Source organism: Methyloversatilis sp. MC4-4 (assembly GCF_049843555.1).
In the GTDB taxonomy this organism is placed as follows: domain Bacteria; phylum Pseudomonadota; class Gammaproteobacteria; order Burkholderiales; family Rhodocyclaceae; genus Methyloversatilis; species Methyloversatilis discipulorum_B.
In genome coordinates this window covers 719,940-739,573 of the sequence record NZ_JBBHZK010000001.1, presented here as the reverse complement: position 1 = coordinate 739,573, position 19,634 = coordinate 719,940, and the positions used below count along the sequence as shown (strand labels likewise).

12 protein-coding genes are annotated in these 19,634 nt (G+C 66.3%); 5 read left to right on the top strand and 7 right to left on the bottom strand.

Features of this window, described 5'->3' with window-relative positions:
- Nucleotides 1-191: 191 nt before the first annotated feature.
- Complete coding sequence (locus tag WDZ97_RS03410) at nucleotides 192-2,204, bottom strand: cache domain-containing protein (protein ID WP_425761796.1); 2,013 nt, start codon at nucleotides 2,202-2,204, stop codon at nucleotides 192-194.
- 80 nt (nucleotides 2,205-2,284) lie between these two features.
- Here WDZ97_RS03410 and WDZ97_RS03405 point away from each other — a divergent pair, with 80 nt between their 5' ends.
- Nucleotides 2,285-3,475, top strand: a complete 1,191-nt coding sequence (locus tag WDZ97_RS03405) for an NAD(P)/FAD-dependent oxidoreductase (protein ID WP_304003171.1) — start codon at nucleotides 2,285-2,287, stop codon at nucleotides 3,473-3,475.
- Between the two features lie 16 nt (nucleotides 3,476-3,491).
- Here the strand turns inward: WDZ97_RS03405 and WDZ97_RS03400 are convergent, their stop codons facing one another.
- The gene (locus WDZ97_RS03400) at nucleotides 3,492-5,222 is read right to left on the bottom strand and encodes an SLC13 family permease (RefSeq protein WP_425761795.1); all 1,731 of its coding nucleotides are present in this window, start codon (nucleotides 5,220-5,222) and stop codon (nucleotides 3,492-3,494) included.
- A 10-nt stretch (nucleotides 5,223-5,232) separates the two neighbouring features.
- The gene (cysQ, locus tag WDZ97_RS03395) at nucleotides 5,233-6,009 is read right to left on the bottom strand and encodes a 3'(2'),5'-bisphosphate nucleotidase CysQ (RefSeq protein ID WP_425761794.1); all 777 of its coding nucleotides are present in this window, start codon (nucleotides 6,007-6,009) and stop codon (nucleotides 5,233-5,235) included.
- 969 nt (nucleotides 6,010-6,978) lie between these two features.
- On the opposite strand from cysQ, the gene cysD reads away from it, so the two are divergent.
- Nucleotides 6,979-7,908, top strand: coding sequence for a sulfate adenylyltransferase subunit CysD (gene cysD / locus WDZ97_RS03390; RefSeq protein ID WP_341421622.1), 930 nt, complete (start codon nucleotides 6,979-6,981; stop codon nucleotides 7,906-7,908).
- A complete protein-coding gene (cysN, locus tag WDZ97_RS03385; protein ID WP_425761793.1) occupies nucleotides 7,908-9,818 on the top strand; it encodes a sulfate adenylyltransferase subunit CysN in 1,911 nt (636 codons plus the stop codon). Before cysD ends, cysN begins: the two co-directional genes overlap by 1 nt.
- An 18-nt stretch (nucleotides 9,819-9,836) precedes the next feature.
- Here the strand turns inward: cysN and WDZ97_RS03380 are convergent, their stop codons facing one another.
- Both WDZ97_RS03380 and WDZ97_RS03375 read right to left on the bottom strand, forming a co-directional pair.
- The gene (locus tag WDZ97_RS03380) at nucleotides 9,837-13,475 is read right to left on the bottom strand and encodes an EAL domain-containing protein (RefSeq protein ID WP_425761792.1); all 3,639 of its coding nucleotides are present in this window, start codon (nucleotides 13,473-13,475) and stop codon (nucleotides 9,837-9,839) included.
- The gene (locus WDZ97_RS03375) at nucleotides 13,472-14,407 is read right to left on the bottom strand and encodes a phosphate/phosphite/phosphonate ABC transporter substrate-binding protein (protein ID WP_425761791.1); all 936 of its coding nucleotides are present in this window, start codon (nucleotides 14,405-14,407) and stop codon (nucleotides 13,472-13,474) included. The genes WDZ97_RS03380 and WDZ97_RS03375 overlap by 4 nt, the downstream gene beginning before the upstream one ends.
- Before the next feature lie 360 nt (nucleotides 14,408-14,767).
- Between WDZ97_RS03375 and WDZ97_RS03370 the strand changes: the two genes are divergently transcribed.
- Nucleotides 14,768-14,971: a cold-shock protein gene (locus WDZ97_RS03370; protein ID WP_019917894.1), complete on the top strand. Its 204-nt coding sequence runs from the start codon at nucleotides 14,768-14,770 to the stop codon at nucleotides 14,969-14,971.
- A gap of 153 nt (nucleotides 14,972-15,124) precedes the next feature.
- On the opposite strand, the gene ppsA is transcribed toward WDZ97_RS03370, so the two are convergent.
- A complete protein-coding gene (ppsA, locus tag WDZ97_RS03365) occupies nucleotides 15,125-17,494 on the bottom strand; it encodes a phosphoenolpyruvate synthase (RefSeq protein WP_425761790.1) in 2,370 nt (789 codons plus the stop codon).
- A gap of 170 nt (nucleotides 17,495-17,664) precedes the next feature.
- Here ppsA and ppsR point away from each other — a divergent pair, with 170 nt between their 5' ends.
- Complete coding sequence (gene ppsR, locus WDZ97_RS03360; protein WP_425761789.1) at nucleotides 17,665-18,480, top strand: posphoenolpyruvate synthetase regulatory kinase/phosphorylase PpsR; 816 nt, start codon at nucleotides 17,665-17,667, stop codon at nucleotides 18,478-18,480.
- Here ppsR and WDZ97_RS03355 read toward each other — a convergent pair.
- Complete coding sequence (locus tag WDZ97_RS03355; RefSeq protein WP_425761788.1) at nucleotides 18,474-19,541, bottom strand: glycosyltransferase; 1,068 nt, start codon at nucleotides 19,539-19,541, stop codon at nucleotides 18,474-18,476. The two genes, ppsR and WDZ97_RS03355, sit on opposite strands and share 7 nt — an antisense overlap.
- Between the last annotated feature and the right edge of the window lie 93 nt (nucleotides 19,542-19,634).

Here is a 19,634-nt window from a genome sequence, read left to right as displayed (position 1 = left end):
CTGGCGCCCTTCTGTTGTCGGCCGACGGCGGCGGGGACAGGAGTCGGCGCTGGATCAACAGCCCCGTCGCGGTCGGAAGACCGCTCCCACAGAACCACGCCAGAGCAGCCGCCCGAGCGAAGGTTCAGTGGGAGCGCGCTTGCTCGCGACGGCGACCCGCATCGAAGCCGGCCAAGGCCGCGACACCGCCCTTACGCGTGCGCCGGCCCCTCGGCGCCGCGGAACTGCGGTTCCGCCAGCAGGTGCACGCTGAAGCAGGTGCCCTCGCCCGGCGCGCTGGTGACCGTGATGGTGCCGCCATAGCGCTCGATCAGACCGAGCGACACCGACAGCCCGAGGCCTGTGCCTTCGGAGCGCTTGGTGGTGAAGAAGGGATCGAACACGCGACCGATGTGTTCGGGCGCGATGCCGTGGCCGGTGTCGCGCACGTCTATCCGTGCGCCCGCCGGATCTGCGCTGTCGCGCGTCGCCAGCGTCAGCGTGCCGCCGTCGGGCATCGCGTGCAGCGCATTGACGATGAGATTCACCAGCACCTGCTGCAATTCGTCGCGATTGATGCGCACGCGTGTCGTCGCCGCGGTATCGAACACGATGTCGACGCCGGACTTGCGCGCCTGGTGCTGCACCAGCGGCAGCGTGTCGTGCAGCAGCGTGGCGGTGTCCAGCTCGTCGACGTAGCCTGCGAACTCGCCCGGCCGCGCGTACTGCAGTAGCTTGGTCACGATGACGCGGATGCGGTTGATCTGCTCGTCGAGCAGGCGGACTTCGGTCTTCACCGTATTGCCGGCCGGGCCGAGCAAGGCGCGCATTAGGTCGAGATTGCCCTGCATCACGGCGATCGGATTGTTGATCTCGTGCGCCACACCGGCAGTGAGCTGGCCGATCGCCGCCAGCTTTTCCGAGCGCACCAGCTGGCGCTGCGCCTCGCGCAGTTCGGCGGTGCGTTCGACCACCTTCTGGTCCAGTTCGGCGTTGAGCTGTTTCAGTTCGGCTTCGCGCGCGGCCACCGTATCGAGCAGCGTATCGAGGTGACTGGCCAGACGGGCGATTTCTTCACCCCCCTCGACGGCACCGGTGCGCGCCGACGCGTCGCCCTTCTCAACCGCACCGATGGTGGCGTCCATCCGCTCGATCGGCCGGAAGATGCTGCGCGCGCCGCGCAGCGACAGCACGACGCCGGTGGCCATGATGAGCGCGAACAGGCCGATCAGCGCCGCCAGGATGTTCTGCTTCACTTCGCGGAACGGCGCTTCGAGAAAGCCGACGTAGAGCATGCCGATGCGGCGGTCGTCGCCATCGACCACCGGTTCGTAGCCCGACACATACCAGTCGTTCACGACGAAGGCGCGGTCCAGCCAGCGTTCGCCGTTGTCGAGCACGCGATGGCGCACCGCCGACGACACGCGCGTGCCGAGCGCGCGGTCGCCGCCGAACATGCGCACATTGGTGGCAATGCGCACGTCGTCGAGAAAGAGCGTGGCGGTGCCGCGCGAGCCCAGCGGCAAGGCGCCGTCGTTGTAGACGAGGTCGTTGATGGTGTCGACGAAGTCGAGGTTGCGGTTCAGCAGCTGACCGCCTTCGAGCACGCCGATCTGTTCGCCCCGCGCGTCGAGTATCGGCACGGCGATGTGGATGACCATGCCGCGGTCTTCCTCGCTGCGCGGGTCGGGCCGGGCGTTGGTGGTCGGCACGATGGCAAGACGGGCACGTTCGAGCAGCGGCGGGCCTATCGCGTCGAGCCGGGCAGCGTCGAACACCGACAGCGCAACCCGGGCCTCGCCTTCGAGCGCGCCGCGCACCACCGGCCAGTCAGCGCGCGCCTCGCCGGGCTTCGCGCCGTTCGATGCTGCACGCACCTGCCCCTGGCGATCGAGCACATAGAGGTAGTCGAAGTGCTGCGAACCGGCCTGTGCGGCCAGCAGCGTACCGAGCCTGACCGGGTTGTCGAGCACGCTGCGCAGCCGGCCCGATGCGGCCAGCCCGGCGATCGCCTGCTTCTGGCCGTCGAGCACGCGGTCGAAATACTGGCGGGCGATGGTCAGTTCGGCATTCACCTTGTAGATGAGCAACTGGTCGTAGGCCGAATTGCCCCAGTGCACGACCAGCCCGATCAGCAGCGGCAGCATCAGCAGCGGCGGCGCCAGCACCAGCATGACCAGCCGGGTGCGCACCGAACCGCGGCGCAAGGAATGAATGAATCGCATCCGGCGATGCTACTTCAGGCCCCGGGTTTGCGCTGCCGCCCGCTACACTCGCGCCTTTCGTCCTTCCGCCCTCCCCGTCCATGCATGTCGACGTGATCGTGATCGGCGCCGGCGCGGCCGGCCTGATGTGTGCCGCTACCGCGGGAAGCCGCGGCCGGAGCGTGCTGCTGATCGACCACTACCCGAAGCTGGCCGAGAAGATCCGCATTTCCGGCGGCGGCCGCTGCAATTTCACCAATCGCGATCTGCGGCCGGACTGTTTCCTGTCGCAGAACCCGCATTTCTGCCGCTCGGCGCTGTCGCGCTACACGCCGCGCGATTTCGTCGCGCTGGTCGAACGGCACGGCGTCAGCTATCACGAGAAGACGCTGGGCCAGCTGTTCTGCGACGACAGTTCGCAGCAGATCATCGATCTGCTGAAGGACGAGTGCGACGCTGGCGGCGTGCGCTGGCAACAGCCTTCAGCGGTAGCGGGCGTCACGCGCGAAGGTGATCTGTTCCGCGTCGACACCGACCAAGGGGCGCGCTTCGCCGCCTCGCTGGTGATCGCCACCGGTGGGCTCACCGTGCCCAAGATCGGCGCCACCCCCTTCGGTTACAAGGTGGCCGAGCAGTTCGGCCTCAAGGTGGTCCCGCCCAAGCCGGCACTGGTGCCGCTGGCGCTGGACCCGGAGTGGCTGGCGCGCTTCGGCGAACTGTCCGGCGCCTCCTTCGATTCGATCGCCTCCTGCGACGGCCCGGAATTCCGCGAACAGACCCTGCTCACCCACCGCGGCCTGTCCGGCCCGGCCATCCTGCAGGCTTCGAGCTATTGGCAGCAGGCGGGTGGCCGCGAGCCGGTGCGCATCGACCTGCTGCCGGACGTGGACGACGTGGAGAGCTGGTTGCAATCGGCACGTGCTGGCCGGCAGACACTGGCTGGGCTGCTGGCGGAACACCTGCCGAAGCGCTTCGCCCAGCAGTGGGTGGATTTCGAAGGCGGCGGCCGATGGGACAGCGCGCTGGTCGAGCTGCCGCGCGCCGCGCTGGCCGACGTCGCGGCCAAGCTCAAGGGCTGGGCGCTGCATCCGTCGGGCACGCTGGGCTACAACAAGGCGGAAGTGACGCTGGGCGGCGTGGACACGCGCGAGCTCGACCAGAAGACGATGGCTGCCCGGCGCGTGCCCGGCCTGCATTTCGTCGGCGAGGTGGTCGACGTAACGGGCTGGCTGGGCGGCTACAACTTCCAGTGGGCCTGGTCGTCCGGCTGGTGCGCCGGTCAGGCCGCCTGAGCGCGCCCTCGGCGCTTCAGCGGGCGAACGGGAAGAACACCGGCACCAGCAGCAGCACGGTCGCGCCATAGGCAAGGGTGATCGGCAGGCCCATGCGGACGAAATCCAGCATGCGGTAGCGCCCGGGCGAATACACCATCAGATGGGTCTGGTAGCCGAAAGGGATCAGGAAGCCGGCGCTGGCGCCATACAGCACCGCCATCACGAAGGGCATCGGGTCGGCGTCGAAGGCACGCGCGGTCGACAGCGCGATCGGAAAGGCCAGCGCTGCAGCGGCGTTGTTGGTCACCAGCTCGGTCAGGATGACCGTCAGCAGGTAGATGCCGATGAAGGCGCCGACCACGCCGTGGCCGTCGTACAGCGCGCGCAACGCGCCGGTCATCAGTTCCGCGGCGCCGCTGTTTTCCAGTACCTGGGCGATGGCCAGCGACGAGCCTATGGTCAGTACCAGGTCGAACGGGAAGCGGCGCCGCATTTCGCCCAAGGTCAGCAGGCCGCTGACGACCAGCCCTCCGAGCAGCAGAAGCAGGCCGGTGAACAGCGGCACGATCTCCAGCCCCGACAGCGCAATCACCGCCGCGAAGGCGCCCAGCGTGAGCCGGCTCTGCAGCGGCGTCAGGCGCGGCCGCACCGTGCCGCCAACCAGGTGGAAGTTGCGGTCGATGTTGCGGTGGTTCGCGAAATCGGGGCCGACCGCCAGCAGCAGGCTGTCGCCGACGTGCAGCGGCACGCGCCCGAGCTGGCCGGTCAGGCGCTTGTCGCCGCGGCGTATGCCGACCACGCCGGCGTCGAACATGGTGCGAAAATCGACTTCCCGCAGCGTCTTGTTCGCCAGTTCGGACTGGCTTGACACGACCACTTCGAGCAGGTTGGAGCGCAGCAGCGAATCCGCCTCGACGCCGAACACCTGCAGGCCGTCGAAGCGCTGCAGCGCGGCCATCTTGTCCACTTCGCCGGTGAAGATGAGCACGTCGCCGGATTCGATCACCTCGGTCGGTGCGACCGGGGAGATGAGCCTGCCCTCGCGCATGATTTCGAGCAGGAACAGGCCTTCGAGATTGCGCAGCCTGTTCTGTTCGATGCTGCGGCCGATCAGCGACGACGCCGGCTCGACCCGCGCCTCGAGGAAATAGGCCTGCTGCAGTTCGCGGTCGTTCGCGGCATGCCGGGGCAGCAGACGCACGCTCAGCGCCAGCACAGCCACACAGACCAGCGCCACCGGCACGCCGACCCAGCTCGGGTCGAACATGCCCAGCGGCTTCATGCCGGCATTCACCATCAACGAACTGACCACCAGATTGGTCGAGGTACCGACCAGCGTGGTGACGCCACCGACAATGGCGGCGAAGGACAGCGGGATGAGCAGCAGCGAGGCCGGGTGATGGCGCTGCTTGGTCACCACGCCGAGCAGCGCCCCCACCACCGCCGTGTTGTTCAGAAAGGCGGAAAACAGCGTGGTGACCGAGGTGAAGCGCACCACCGCCCAGCCGGGCGAGCCGCGCAGCAGCCGGTCGGACACGCGCTCCAGTATTGGCGAGCGCTCGATCACCAGCGACACCAGCAGCAGCATCACCAGCATGGCCAGCGCCGGATTGGTGTAACTGGCCAGCCAGGCCTTCTGGTCGAGCAGACCGGCCAGGTAGTAACAGGTGGCCAGGCCGGCGAACAGCGGTGCCGGCGCGATGCGGCCATGCACCAGTAGCGCCAGCAGCAGGCCGATGGAGGCGAGAACCAGCCAGGCAGTCATGAGCGGAGACTCAGGCGCCCAGCCCCCAGGCGGCGAAGTGCGGGTTGGCGAAATCCGGTTTGCCGTAGCTGAACGGCGAGCCGTCGACCTGTTCGATGCGGCCGCCGGCGGCAACCAGCACCGCGTGACCGGCGGCAATGTCCCATTCCATCGTGCGACCGAGGCGCGGATAGACGTCGGCTTCGCCGGCCGCGACCAGACAGATCTTCAGCGATGAGCCGGCGTTGCGCAGGTCTGCCACCTTGCGCCCTGCGAGGTAGGCCTCGAGCGCGGCCGCGTCGCCGTGCGAACGGCTGGCCACCACCGTGAGCCCTTCGCCTGGCGGCACGCGGCAGCGGATTTCGCGCGCGCCGTCGGCGTCCTCCAGCCAGGCGCCGACACCGGCGATGCCGGAGAACATACGGCCCAGCGCCGGCGCCAGCACGACGCCCAGCACCGGCTGGCCGTTCTCGATCAGGGCGACGTTGACCGTGAACTCGCCGTTGCGGTTGATAAACTCTTTCGTGCCATCCAGTGGATCGACCAGCCAGAACGGTGCGCCGTCCGCCGGCCGCTGGCCGGCTTCGGTGGACTCTTCGGACACGATGAAAATGTCCGGCGTCAGCGCCTTCAAGCGCGCAACGATGACCTCGTCCGCCTTCTTGTCGGCTTGCGTTACAGGCGAATTGTCCGACTTATCAGTGACTTCGAAATCCGTCGCATAGACATCCATCACGCACTTGCCCGCAGCCCGGACGATGTCCAGCAGCGCCGCGTGCAAGGTCTTCAGTTCGGCGACGTCCTTCATGTTTTCTCCTGACAAGCCACGGTGTCCGTCGGTTTAACGGCCACTAAATAATTAATGCACATTATCTGCGCACTGAATGCTTGTACTCTACATGACGGATGACAACCCTGTCCGTGAAGAATGGACGCTAGAAACCTGCCTGCCGAAGAGTTGAACGAACGCCGCCGCGAAGCCGTCAGGCTGCGCCTGGCCGGCATGACCGTGGCCGCGGTATCGGCCGCGGTGCGCCTGAGCGCGCCAACGGTCATCGCTGCCCACAAGGCCTATCTGGCTGGCGGGTGGGATGCGGTGCTGCTGCGCCGTCGCGGCCGCAGTGCCGGCAGCGGCCGCAAGCTCGACGCCTCGGTCGAGCGCAGACTGCTGACCGCCATGGTCGGATACACCCCGGATGCGCTCGGCCTGCCGCAGCGTCTGTGGAGCGACGAGGCGATTGCGGCGTGGTTCGTGCAGCAAGGTCTGCCGGTGCCGCCGCGGCGCAGCCTGGGTCGCTACCGCGCCGGCTGGGGCCTGCAGCCCGCGTTGTCCGACGACGACGACCGGCAGCTGCACGCGCTGATGAAATCGGTCGCGCACGACCACGACCCCTTCTGGTGCGGCGCCCTGCCCGGTACCGCCGCCGAGCACCGTCACTGGCTCCTGTTCGCACGTGGCAGCCGCGGCCAGTTGCACTGGTCGGCATGCCAGAACCCACCGGATACCGACGACTGGACGCGCTTCTGGCAGCGTCTCGCCGCCGAACGGAAGCGGCCGGTGCATCTGTTGCTGAGCGGCCTGACGCTGACGCCGGGCGGTGAACTGGATCGCTGGATGTCGGCGCAGACGCCGCCGTTAAGCTGGACCGCGCTGCCGATGTCGCCGACCGTGACGCCCGCCGCAGCCCCGTCCTCGAATCCGCCGCCCGCCGTGACGCGCTCGAACGCGCACGTCGCGGCGGCACCCCATCATTCCGCGATCAAACCGAGAGCGCCCATGCAGACCACACCCGAAGCGATCGATCCCGACACCCTGACCCACCTGCAGCGGCTGGAAGCCGAGAGCATCCACATCATGCGCGAGGTGGTGGCCGAAGCCGAAAACCCGGTCATGCTCTACTCGATCGGCAAGGACAGCGCGGTCATGCTGCACCTTGCGATGAAGGCCTTCTACCCGGCCGTGCCGCCCTTTCCGCTGCTGCACGTGGACACCACCTGGAAGTTCAAGGCGATGTACCAGTTCCGCGACGAGATGGCGAAGAAGCTGGGCATGGACCTCATCGTGCACATCAACCAGGAAGGCGTCGCCAAGGGCATCAACCCGTTCACGCACGGCTCCGCCATCCACACCGACATCATGAAGACCGAGGCGCTGAAGCAGGCGCTGGACAAGTACGGTTTCGACGTCGCCTTCGGCGGCGCCCGCCGCGACGAGGAAAAGTCGCGCGCCAAGGAGCGCGTGTTCTCCTTCCGCACCGCGCAGCACCGCTGGGACCCGAAGAACCAGCGGCCGGAGCTGTGGAACCTGTACAACGCGCGCAAGCACAAGGGCGAATCGATCCGCGCCTTCCCGATCTCGAACTGGACCGAGCTCGACATCTGGCAGTACATCTACCTGCAGAACATTCCCATCGTGCCGCTCTACTTCTCGGCGCCGCGCCCGGTGGTCGAGCGCGACGGCACCCTCATCATGGTGGACGACGAGCGCATGCCACTGCGCGCCGGCGAAGTGCCGCAGATGAGGAGCGTCCGCTTCCGCACGCTGGGCTGCTATCCGCTGACCGGTGCGGTCGAGTCAACCGCTGCCACGCTGACCGACATCATCCAGGAAATGCTGCTCACGAAGACTTCGGAGCGCCAGGGCCGCGTGATCGACCACGATTCGGCCGGTTCGATGGAAAAGAAGAAGCAGGAAGGGTATTTCTGATGGCACACGTTTCCGACCTCATTGCGCAGGACATCGGCGCCTACCTGAAGCAGCACGAGCACAAGAGCCTGCTGCGCTTCATCACCTGCGGCAGCGTCGACGACGGCAAGAGTACGCTGATCGGGCGCCTGCTGTACGAATCGAAAATGCTGTTCGAGGACCAGCTGGCCGCGCTCGAAGCCGACTCGAAGAAGGTGGGCACACAGGGCGGCGACCTCGACTTCGCGCTGCTGGTCGACGGCCTGGCCGCGGAGCGCGAACAGGGCATCACGATCGACGTCGCCTACCGCTTCTTCTCGACCGACCGGCGCAAGTTCATCGTCGCCGACACGCCGGGCCACGAGCAATACACGCGCAACATGGTCACCGGCGCCTCGACCGCCGACCTGGCCATCATCCTGGTCGATGCGCGTCACGGCGTGCAGACGCAAACCCGCCGCCACAGCTTCCTGGTGTCGCTGATCGGCATCAAGCGCGTCGTCGTCGCCATCAACAAGATGGACCTGGTCGGCTATTCCGAGGCCACCTTCCGCCGCATCCTCGACGACTACCGCGCCTTCGCCGCCCAGCTGGGCCTGGAGGACATCGTCGCGATACCGATGTCCGCGCTGAAGGGCGACAACATCACGTCACAGAGCGAACAGATGGGCTGGTACCACGGCCCGACGTTGATGGGCTATCTGGAAACCGTCGAGGTCGACCAGAAGCGCCGGCTGAAGGGTCCCTTCCGCCTGCCGGTGCAGTGGGTGAACCGCCCCAATCTCGATTTCCGCGGCTTCGCCGGCACCATCGCCAGCGGCGTGATCGAACCGGGCGCAGCCATCCGCGTGCAGCCGTCGGGCCGCACCAGCACGATCAAGCGCATCGTCACCGCCGACGGCGACCTGCCGCGTGCCATCGCCGGTCAGTCGGTCACGCTGGTGCTGGAGGACGAGGTCGACATTTCCCGCGGCGACGTGATTTCGCACAAGGACACGCCGGCCGAAGTGGCCGACCAGTTCGAGGCCACGCTGGTGTGGATGCAGGACGAGCCGATGATGCCCGGCCGCGCCTACCTGATGAAGATCGGTACGCGCACGGTCACTGCCACGGTCACCGACATCAAGCACAAGGTGAACGTGAACACGCTGGAGCATCTGGCGGCCAAACAGCTCGCGCTGAACGAGATCGCGGTGGTAAAGCTCGGCATCGACCGGCCGATCGCCTTCGACCCCTACGAATCGGTTCGCGAAACCGGTGGCTTCATCCTGATCGACCGCATCAGCAACGCCACCATAGGCGCCGGCATGCTGCGCTTCGCGCTGCGCCGCTCGCACAACATCCACATGCAGCACGTCGATGTGGACAAGGCAACCCGCGGTGCGATGAAGGGCCAGAAACCCTGCGTGCTGTGGTTCACCGGCCTGTCCGGCGCGGGCAAATCGACGCTCGCCAACCAGCTCGAAAAGCGATTGAACGCGCTCGGCCGTCACACTTATCTGCTCGACGGCGACAACGTGCGGCACGGCCTGAACAAGGATCTGGGCTTCACCGAAGCGGACCGCGTCGAGAACATCCGTCGCGTCGCCGAAGTGGCCAAGCTGATGGTGGACGCCGGTCTCATCGTGTTGACCGCCTTCATCTCGCCCTTCCGCTCCGAACGCCGCATGGCGCGCGGTCTGCTGGAGGACGGCGAATTCATCGAAATCTTTGTCGACACGCCGATCGCGGTGGCCGAGGAGCGCGACCCGAAGGGGCTGTACAAGAAGGCGCGACGCGGCGAGATCAAGAACTTCACCGGTATCGACTCGCCCTACGAAGCACCGGAGAACGCGGAGATCCGCATCGACACCAGCGGCCGCAACATCGAACAGACGGTCGATGAAATGATGCAGCGCCTGCGCGATCTGGGCATCCTGATCGACGCGTGACAGGCGCGGTCGCCGGTGTCAGCCGGTGACCGCTCGGCGCCGTGCAGCGCGCTGCAGCGCGTCGATGCAGGCCGTCACGCGCTCGCGCGCAGCGCTCAGTCTGCGCGCGGCAGCCTGCACCGCGGCCGCGTCGCCGCGCCGCAGACAATCGATGATGTCGGCACCCAGTTCGTGCAGCTCGCGGTGCGCCACATCGAGGCGCCGATATTCGTCGAGGCTGCCGTAGCGCTGCTCGCCCTCGGCGTGGAACCAGAGACCGAAGCGGCATTGCGTCGGGTCACGCACCTCGACGTCGCTCAGGCGCGTCGTGTTGCCGGCGGCGATCGCCAGTACGTCGTCGGCCCAGCGGTTGAAGTCGCGTATCGCGGTAAACAGTGGGCGATCGTCGATATCCCAGCTGAAATCCCGCCACTCCGTCCACCGTGGATCCGGCACCCAGCTCGCCAGCCAGGGCAGCAGATCGTCCGCCGGCATCGGTCGCGCGATGCCGTAGCCCTGTACCTGGTGACAGCCCAGACGCATCAGCAGCAGCCCGTGCTCGGCAGTCTCGACCCCTTCGGCCACCGATTCCCGGCGCAGCGCGCGCGCCAGCGCGATGACCGCCTGCACGACCTCGAAATCGTCCTCGTCGTCCAGCATGTCGAGCACGAAGGACTTGTCGATCTTCACGACATCGACCGGCAGCCGGCGCAGATAGCCAAGCGAGGCGTAGCCGACGCCGAAGTCGTCGATTGCCACGCGCACGCCCAGCCGGCGGATGTCGCTGACCACCGTGGCGGCGCGCTCGATGTCGTTCAGCGCCACCGATTCGACCACCTCGATTTCGAGCACGCGACGCGGCAGTTGTGGCTGCTCGGCCAGCAGTTCGGCCAGCCGCATGACGAAGCCCGGCGCCAGCAGATGCGGGGCTGAAATATTGACCGACACACTGAAGTGCGCGCCGGCCGCCCACCATGTGGCGAGGTGGCGCAGCGCATCGCGGATGACCCACTCGCCGAGGCGATGGATTTCCAGATCGTTGTCGATCAGTGGCAGGAAGCTGTCTGGCGGCAGCAGGCCTTCCTCCGGGTGCTGCCAGCGCACCAGAGCCTCGGCGCTGACCATGCGCCCTTCGCGCATGTCGATGCGCGGCTGGAAGTAGAGTCGCATTTCGCCATGCGTGATCGCCTCGCCGATGCGCTCCTTGCGGCGCAGGCGCTCGACCGACTCCTGGCTGTGCTCGAAATCGAACAGCCGGTAGCAGCGCCCGCCGGCCTGCTTGGCCGCGTACATGGCCTGGTCCGCGTGGCGCAGCAGCGCGTCGGCCTCGCTGTCGTTGAGCGGGTAGAGCGTGACGCCGATGCTGGCCGGCGTGCTCACCTCCTCGCCGGCGAGATGCAGCGGCTCGGCCAGCGCGGCCAGCATGCGTTCGAGACAGGCTTCCATCTCGCCGACATCGCCGAGCGAACCGAGCAGCACGACGAATTCGTCGCCGCCCAGCCGCGCCACCGTGTCGTCCATGCGCACCGACACGCTGAGGCGGTGTGCGATGGCCTGCAGCAGTTCGTCGCCGGCTTCGTGGCCGAGCCGGTCATTGACCGCCTTGAATTCGTCGAGGTCGAGCACGCAAACCGCGAGCAGCTTGTCCTGGCGGCGAGCGCGCGCCATGGCCTGGGTCAGGCGATCCTCCAGCAGCAGCCGGTTGGCCAGACCGGTCAGCGGATCGTGCGTCGCCTGCCAGCGCAGGCGCTCCTGCATGCGATGGCGGTCGGTGGCGTCCCGGAACACGACGACCGCGCCACAGACGCCGCCCTGCGCATCGCGTATCGGCGCGGCCGAGTCCTCGACCACACGCTCCTCGCCACTGCGCGACACCAGCAGCGTCTCGCCTTCCAGCGGCGTCACGACCTGCTGGCGCAGCACCTCGATCGCCGGATCGGGACGGGGCTGGCGGGTCACGCCGTCGACCAGGCGCAGCACCTCGGCCAGCGGTCGGCCCGCCGCCTCTTCGTTGGACCAGCCGGTCAGGTGCTCGGCAACCGGGTTCAGAAAATCGATACGGCCGTCCTCGCCGGTCGAGATCACCGCATCGCCGATCGACAGCAGGGTGACGCGCAGCCGCTCCTTCTCCGCCGACAGATTCCGCTCCAGCCGAATGCGGGCCGAAATGTCACGCAACGTCCACAGTGCCCCCTGCTGCGCGTCGCCGACGCGGATGGGCAGGAAATCGCGCTCGATCACGCGGCCGTCCTTCAGGTGCACGCGCTCGCCGATCACCGCCTCGCCGCGCTGCGCAATGTCGAGTGCGCGCTGCACAGCGGCCGCACCGTCGGCGAAAAGCGCCTGCGCGTCGATCAGCAGGTCCTCACGCCGCCGACCGATGAAGTCGGCCGGATCTCCCGACACCGACAGCAGGTCGCAGAACGCGTGGTTGCACAGTGCGATCCGCCCGTCGGCGTCCTCCATCACGACGCCGATATACATCTGCGCGAGCAGGCTGTAGAGGCGCGACCGCTCGAGTGCGAGACCGGCTTCGGCCTCCTTCAGAGGCGTGATGTCGGTGTGGGTGCCACTCATCCGCCGGGCGTGTCCGCTGGCATCGCGCACCGCCGATCCGCGCGACATGATCCAGCGCCAGCCACCGTCTCGATGGCGCGCGCGGATGATGATCTCGAAAACCGGAATGCGTCCCTCGAGATAGTCGTTGATACGGTCGAGCAGGCGCGGCAGATCGTCCGGGTGGACGCGATCGAGAAAGGCTTCGGGCCGGTTGCCCAGTTCGTCGTCGGAATAGCCGAGCATCTGCTTCCAGCGCGGCGAGTAATAGACGTCGTTGCTCGCCAGGTCCCAGTCCCACACGCCGTCGTTCGAACCCTTGACGGCGAGCTCCAGCCTCTCCTGCGTCTGCTGCAGCACGCGGTCATTGCGCATCAGGGTATCGAGCGTGTCGTTGATGCCGTCGAGCAGATGGCCAAGTTCGTCCTGGCGGCGATGCGACAGACGCTGCGACAGATCACCCTCGCGTACCCGCTCGAACAGGCCGCGTGCGCGGCGCAGGTCCGCGGTCAGACCGCGCGCCAGTAGCATCGCCAGCAGGGTGCCGATGACGATGGCCGTCAGCGCGTAGAGCGCGCCATCGAACACCGCGCGCTGCAGCGCCGCCGCCTCGCTCTGGTGGTTGCGCGCGATGCGCACCCAACCGACCAGCCGGTCGCCGTAATGCACGGGCGCCAGTGCATCGCTCAGTTCCGCCGTCTGCTGCAGCAGCCGCGCACCCTGCCCGACGCCCGCTGACAGAGCGGACAGGCTGAGCGTATCGGACAGCACCGTACCGCTGCGCTCGGCCTCGGTATGGACCAGCACCCGGCCGTCGGGATTCAAATACATCGCGTATTCGATGCCGGGCGAACTGCGCACGCTCTGCAGCAGCTCGTCGAGGCCGGCGAGATCGTTCGCCAGCACCCATTCCCGGCCGCTGCGCGACAGCAGTTCGACCTCCGCCAGCAGCGCCGCACGCGACTGCGCCAGCAGCACCTCGCGCTCCCGGCGAACCAGATCACTGACGAAGAACGAAATCAGTACCGCATGCAGCACGACGATAGACAACACCAGCCGACGCGTCAGCGACGCCGTGAGCAGCGTGCGCAGTCGGGCAGCGAAGTTAGCGGCGAGCGTCATGGTCCGATCGGGCCTATCAATTCGGCGTAGCGGGCGAGCATCGCCTGCACCGGCGCGTAGCGGGCATCGGTCGCCGGTTCGAAGCCGGCAATCTCGGCATTGACCAGCAGTCGCCGCCCTTCTTCGCTCGCCGCCAGACCGAACAGGAACTGCGCGACACGTTCGACCAGTTCGGGCTCCAGATCCGCCCGTGCCATCAGGCTGTTGTTCGGAAGGTTGTCGGTAACCCAGGCGACCTCGAGCTGGGCAGCGAGCCCCGGGTAGTCCTTCTGGAACGCACGCCAGGGCGGCGGCCAGGTTGCGCCTGCGTCAACCAGGCCACGCGCCACATTCAGGATACTGGATTCCTGCGAGCCGACTGTCCTGACGTCGAGCTGGCGAGCGACGTCGAGACCCGCCTCGCGCAGATGCAGCAGCGGCAGCATGCAGGCCGCCACCGCGGTGCGCGCCGGACAGCTGAAAGTCGCCCCGCGCAGGTCGAGCGGCTGCCTGATCGGACTGTCGTGACGCCGCAGTATCAGACCATGAAAGTCCTCGTCGCCAGACACCTTGCCGAAGACGCGGTAGGCAGGCGCCGCGACCGAGACCGTCTGATAGGGATTGGGCAGTGCCAGATCGAGCGTCCGCTCGCGCAGCTTGCGTTCGTAATCCGCGTAGTCACGCGAGGCCTCCAGACGGATCACCACATCGGGCAGCGCTTCGTTGAGCGCTTCGACGATAGGGCCGTAAAGCGCCATCAGACGCCCGGGGTTGTGCAGAGGGTGCACACCGAAGCTGAGGCGGCGCAACTGCGGCACCGCATCGGCCCGTGCATACTCCGGCCGCTGCACCACCGGCGCGTCGTCGGCACAGCCGGACAGCAGCGAGACGGCCATCACGCCCAGTACAGCGCGCACGCCCCGGCGCAGCGTATCGACGCATCGCCGCTGCATTCGAGCGGCTTCGGGCACCGTCGCAGTTATCAAGTGGTCTCCTGTTCCGCGTCCACGTCAGTGCACATCATGCATTCACTTCGTACCGGATAACGTCAGTCCGTGCGCCGTACTGAAGCGTTGCCGGCAATCGCTGCTCACCTGCAAACAATGCATCAGTGAAAATACCATTTGCGTCGCGCGCGCTTTTCCCGTATAAGCACGTCTGTAGGTGATTTCAAGCATGAACGTGTTGTGCGTCGGTTCTCGATTTTCAAGTCAGTACTCCGCTTGCCATATTCCCCTTGAGGTTTCCCTGCGCTACGGTCCTCGCGTGTTGCGAAGACTTGTTCAAAACTACGTATTCAAAGGAATTCAAAAATGGCAACTGGTACTGTCAAGTGGTTCAATGACGCCAAGGGTTTCGGTTTCATCTCCCCGGACGACGGCGGTGAAGACCTGTTCGCGCACTTCTCCGCGATCCAGGGCAACGGCTTCAAGTCGCTGCAAGAAAACCAGAAGGTGTCGTTCGAAGTGACCCGCGGCCCGAAGGGTCTGCAGGCCTCCGAAATCAAGCCGCTCTGATTCTTCAGACGGTTTGAGATCGCCGCAAGGCGATCTGCACTGAAAGAAAGCGCACCTCACGGTGCGCTTTTTTTTCGCCTCCCGCTCTCGTCCGGTAAATGGTGTGGGCGAAAAAAAACCCCGCCGAAGCGGGGCTTCCTGCTGCAGCGCCGATTACTTTTCCTTGGCGTGCGCAGCGAACTTCAGCCAGGTATCAACCACCGTGTCCGGATTCAGCGACACGCTCTGGATGCCCTCGTCCATCAGCCACAGCGCGAAATCCGCATGGTCCGACGGGCCCTGGCCGCAGATGCCCACATACTTGCCCAGTCGGTTGGCGGTGCGGATCGCCATCGACAGCAGCATCTTGACCGCCGGGTCGCGCTCGTCGAAGGCACCGGCAACCAGACCGGAGTCGCGGTCCAGACCCAGCGTAAGCTGGGTCAGGTCGTTCGAACCGATCGAGAAGCCATCGAAGTGCTCGAGGAACTGTTCGGCCAGCAGCGCGTTGGACGGGATCTCGCACATCATGATGAGACGCAGGCCGTTCTCGCCACGCTTCAGGCCGTGCTCGCCGAGCAGCTTCACCACTTCGGCCGCCTCGCCGACGTTGCGCACGAAGGGCACCATCAGTTCGACGTTGGTCAGGCCCAGTTCGTCGCGCACGCGACGCATTGCACGGCATTCCAGTTCGAAGCAGTCGCGGAAGCTGTGCGCGATGTAGCGCGACGCACCGCGGAAACCGAGCATCGGGTTCTCTTCGTCCGGCTCGTAGATGTCGCCGCCGAGCAGCTTCTTGTACTCGTTCGACTTGAAGTCGGACAGACGCACGATGACCGGCTTCGGCCAGAAGGCGGCGGCGATGGTGGCCACGCCTTCAACCAGCTTGTCCACGAAGAAGGCTTCCGGATTCGCGTAGCCACGGGCGCGGCGACGGATTTCCTCGCGCAGGCGCGCGGGCGCCTGATCGATTTCGAGAATCGCCTTCGGGTGGATGCCGATGGTGTTGTTGATGACGAATTCGAGACGGGCCAGACCCACGCCGGCGTTCGGCAGCTGGCAGAAATCGAAGGCCAGTTCGGGGTTGCCGACGTTCATCATGACCTTGAGGTCGAGATCGGGCAGATTGGACAGGTCGGAGGTGACCACTTCGAAGTCCAGGCGACCGCGATAGATGTTACCGGTATCGCCCTCGGCGCAGCTGGCGGTGACTTCCTCGCCTTCGGTCAGCGTTTCGGTCGCGTCACCGCAGCCGACGATGGCCGGAATGCCCAGTTCGCGGGCGATGATGGCCGCGTGGCAGGTACGGCCGCCGCGGTTGGTAACGATGGCGGCGGCCTTCTTCATGACCGGCTCCCAGTTCGGGTCGGTCATGTCGGTGACGAGCACGTCGCCAGCCTGCACCTTGTCCATTTCGGCTGCGCTCTCGACGATGCGCACCGGGCCGGCGCCGATCTTCTGGCCGATGGCACGGCCGCTGGCCAGCACCTTGCCGTACTGCTTCAGGCGGAACTTCTGCTGCGACATGCCGGACTCGTGGGACTTCACGGTTTCCGGGCGCGCCTGCAGGATGTAGAGCTGGCCGTCGACGCCGTCCAGACCCCACTCGATGTCCATCGGACGGGCGTAATGCGCTTCGATGGTCATCGCGTAGCGCGCCAGTTCGAGCACCTGTTCGTCGGTCAGCGAGAAGCGCTGGCGGTCGGTGTCGCTCACGTCCACCGTCTGCACGCTGCGACCGGCCGCAGCGGTTGCCGCGAACTCCATCTTGATCATCTTGCTGCCGAGGGTGCGGCGGATCACCGCCGGGCGCCCCTGGGCCAGCATGGGCTTGTGCACGTAGAACTCGTCCGGATTGACGGCGCCCTGCACCACCGTCTCGCCCAGACCGTAGCTGGAGGTGATGAACACGACGTCGCGGAAGCCCGATTCGGTATCCAGCGTGAACATGACGCCGGCCGCGCCCTTGTCCGAGCGCACCATGCGCTGCACGCCGGCCGACAGCGCGACACCCGCGTGCATGAAGCCCTTGTGCGCGCGGTAGCTGATCGCGCGGTCGTTGTAGAGCGATGCGAACACCTCACGGATCGCATGCAGCACGTTGTCGATGCCGGAAATGTTCAGGAAGGTTTCCTGCTGACCGGCGAAGGACGCATCCGGCAGATCCTCGGCGGTGGCCGAGCTGCGCACCGCGAACGAGCCGTTGCCGGCGGCGTCGAGCTGCGCGTAGAAGCTGCGGATTTCGGCTTCGAGCTGGGCCGGGAAGGGCGTATCCATCATCCACTGACGGATCTGCGCGCCGGTACGGGCCAGCGCGTTGACGTCATCGACATCCAGCGCCTCGAGGGCGGCATGGATGCGATCGGCCAGGCCGTCCTGCGCCAGAAACTCACGGAAGGCTTCGGCCGTGGTGGCAAAACCTCCGGGTACGCGCACGGACTTGGGGAGCTGGCTGATCATTTCGCCCAGCGACGCATTCTTGCCACCGACGCTTTCGACGTCGGTCATGCGAAGCTGTTCGAACGGGATGACGTAGCGAGACATGGGTATCCTCTCTTGAACATGGGGCGATCGCTTGTTGCGGCGACCGTGTACTTTCCTGTCGCACCGGGTGGGTGCGCGGGAACCCGGCATTCTAGTTAAAGTCGGTGTTGCGCTGCGGAAATTTTTCCGTCCAACGTGATGTTTACGTTCCGATTCCTGAGCAAATGGCCATGAGAACCGTCTTCTTCATTTCCGACAGTACCGGCATCACCGCAGAAACCCTGGGCCGCAGCCTGCTCTCCCAGTTCGAGGGCATGAAGTTCCGGCAAACCCGCGTTCCCTTCGTCGATTCGGTCGATAACGCGCTCGATTGCGTCGAACGGATGACCGAAGCCAAGATGCGCGACGGCGAGCGGCCCATCGTCGTCACGTCGATCGTCAATGCCGAGGTAGCGCGCACGGTGCGCCAGGCCGACGCGCTCTTTCTCGACATGTTCGAGCACTTCGTCGGCCCGCTGGAGGAAGAGCTGGGCCAGGCGGCGAACCACAATGTTGGCCGCCAGAAGGGCATGGAAGAAAGCGCCGATTACCAGCGCCGCATCGAGGCGATCAATTTCTCGCTGGCACACGACGACGGGATGTCGCACAAGGAACTGGCGCAGGCGGACGTGATCCTGGTCGGCGTGTCCCGCTCCGGCAAGACGCCGACCAGCCTCTACATGGCGATGCAGTTCGGTGTGAAGGTGGCGAACTATCCATTGATTCCTGAGGATTTCGAGCGCAACAAGCTGCCGACCGAACTGGTGAAATACCGCGCCAAGCTGTTCGGCCTGACCATTTCGCCGGAGCGCCTGTCGCAGATCCGCGAGGAGCGCCGGCGCGGCAGCCACTACGCGTCGATCGACAACTGCCGCTTCGAAGTCGATGCGGCACAGAAGCTGATGCGCATGGAAGGCATACGCTGGCTCGACTCGACCCACAAATCGATCGAGGAAATTGCCGCCATCGTGCTGCAGGCGGTGCAGGTGGACGAGAACCCCTACTGATGAAGCGAATAGGTCGCAACGCGATCGCGACACGGCAGCGCTGACCACGGCAGATCCTCGTCTTCGTCCAGCGGTCCGTGCAGCAGGCGGGCGTAGCGCCGTGCCGCGGTTGCCACATCGTAGTCGCGGGCAACGTCGGCGCGCGCCTCACGCCCATAGCGCTCGGCAGTTGCCGCGTCGTCGAGCAGTCTGATCGCCGCATCGCCGAGCGCTGCGGCGCTCGCCACCGCCACCAGGCATCCGCTCACGCCGTCACGCAGCACCTCGCGCGCCGGCGCGTGTCCCGGCGCAACCACAGCGCACCCGCTCGCCATCGCTTCGAGCGCCGACTGCGAGCTCCGGCCCGGGTGCAGGTGCACCCTGGACAAGGCCAGCAGCGCACCACGACGCATCTCTCCCGGATCATCGACGAGGTCGATGCGGTCGATGTCAGACGCGCTGCCGCTGACCGACGGAAGCGGGCGCCCGATGACCAGCACTCGACAGTCGGTGCGCGCACGCAATACCTGTTCGAGCGCGCCAGCGAGCGCCTGCGCATCGTCCGGATCGGCCCAATCGTCCATCAGCACGCTGAGCACCGGCTCACCGCGAAACAGCGGACGACCGTCCCGGCTGAGCACCTTGCCGACAGCGAGAGGCTGGGCGCTGGCAATGCCTTCGTGGATGACATCGACGCGCGAACGCAGCACCTCGGGATGACGGTCGCGCTGCCACCAGCTCGAGCAGACGACAGCGTCGAAGCCGGCCGCGTCGGCCGGATCGGTCCGCTCATCGACATGCAGGACCTGATGCGCCTCGGGAAAGTCGCGCAGCAGCCGCGCCGCGGTTCCGGGATCGGTATCCACCAGTACCGCATGCGGACGCATCGCCGCCATCGGCAGGCGCATTGATGCCAGATTTGTCGCCGAACGCACCTGCCAGCCGGGCAGCTGCGCCCAGTGCGGGATGAGCGGACTGAACCGCCCGCGCGCCGCGCGTTGTACGACCAGCAAACGGAATTCGCGCCGCGGAGAATCCTCGGACACGCGCGGAAAGAACACTGATGAGCACACTCGGGCCATGCCAGCCTCCTTCAGTCTGCTTCGCGACGACCCCATGCCGACGCGCCGCCGGAAACAGCGACGCTACACGGGACGATGAAGCCGAAGAATAAT

Excerpts from the sequence above, each read along its gene's own strand:
- cysN (WP_425761793.1), top strand. The coding sequence starts at position 7,908 with ATGGCACACGTTTCCGACCTCATTGCGCAGGACATCGGCGCCTACCTG.
- WDZ97_RS03400 (WP_425761795.1), bottom strand. The coding sequence starts at position 5,222 with ATGACTGCCTGGCTGGTTCTCGCCTCCATCGGCCTGCTGCTGGCGCTA.
- WDZ97_RS03410 (WP_425761796.1), bottom strand. The coding sequence starts at position 2,204 with ATGCGATTCATTCATTCCTTGCGCCGCGGTTCGGTGCGCACCCGGCTG.
- ppsA (WP_425761790.1), bottom strand. The coding sequence starts at position 17,494 with ATGTCTCGCTACGTCATCCCGTTCGAACAGCTTCGCATGACCGACGTC.
- cysQ (WP_425761794.1), bottom strand. The coding sequence starts at position 6,009 with ATGAAGGACGTCGCCGAACTGAAGACCTTGCACGCGGCGCTGCTGGAC.
- WDZ97_RS03405 (WP_304003171.1), top strand. The coding sequence starts at position 2,285 with ATGCATGTCGACGTGATCGTGATCGGCGCCGGCGCGGCCGGCCTGATG.
- WDZ97_RS03355 (WP_425761788.1), bottom strand. The coding sequence starts at position 19,541 with ATGGCCCGAGTGTGCTCATCAGTGTTCTTTCCGCGCGTGTCCGAGGAT.
- cysD (WP_341421622.1), top strand. The coding sequence starts at position 6,979 with ATGCAGACCACACCCGAAGCGATCGATCCCGACACCCTGACCCACCTG.
- WDZ97_RS03380 (WP_425761792.1), bottom strand. The coding sequence starts at position 13,475 with ATGACGCTCGCCGCTAACTTCGCTGCCCGACTGCGCACGCTGCTCACG.
- WDZ97_RS03370 (WP_019917894.1), top strand. The coding sequence starts at position 14,768 with ATGGCAACTGGTACTGTCAAGTGGTTCAATGACGCCAAGGGTTTCGGT.
- WDZ97_RS03375 (WP_425761791.1), bottom strand. The coding sequence starts at position 14,407 with ATGCAGCGGCGATGCGTCGATACGCTGCGCCGGGGCGTGCGCGCTGTA.
- ppsR (WP_425761789.1), top strand. The coding sequence starts at position 17,665 with ATGAGAACCGTCTTCTTCATTTCCGACAGTACCGGCATCACCGCAGAA.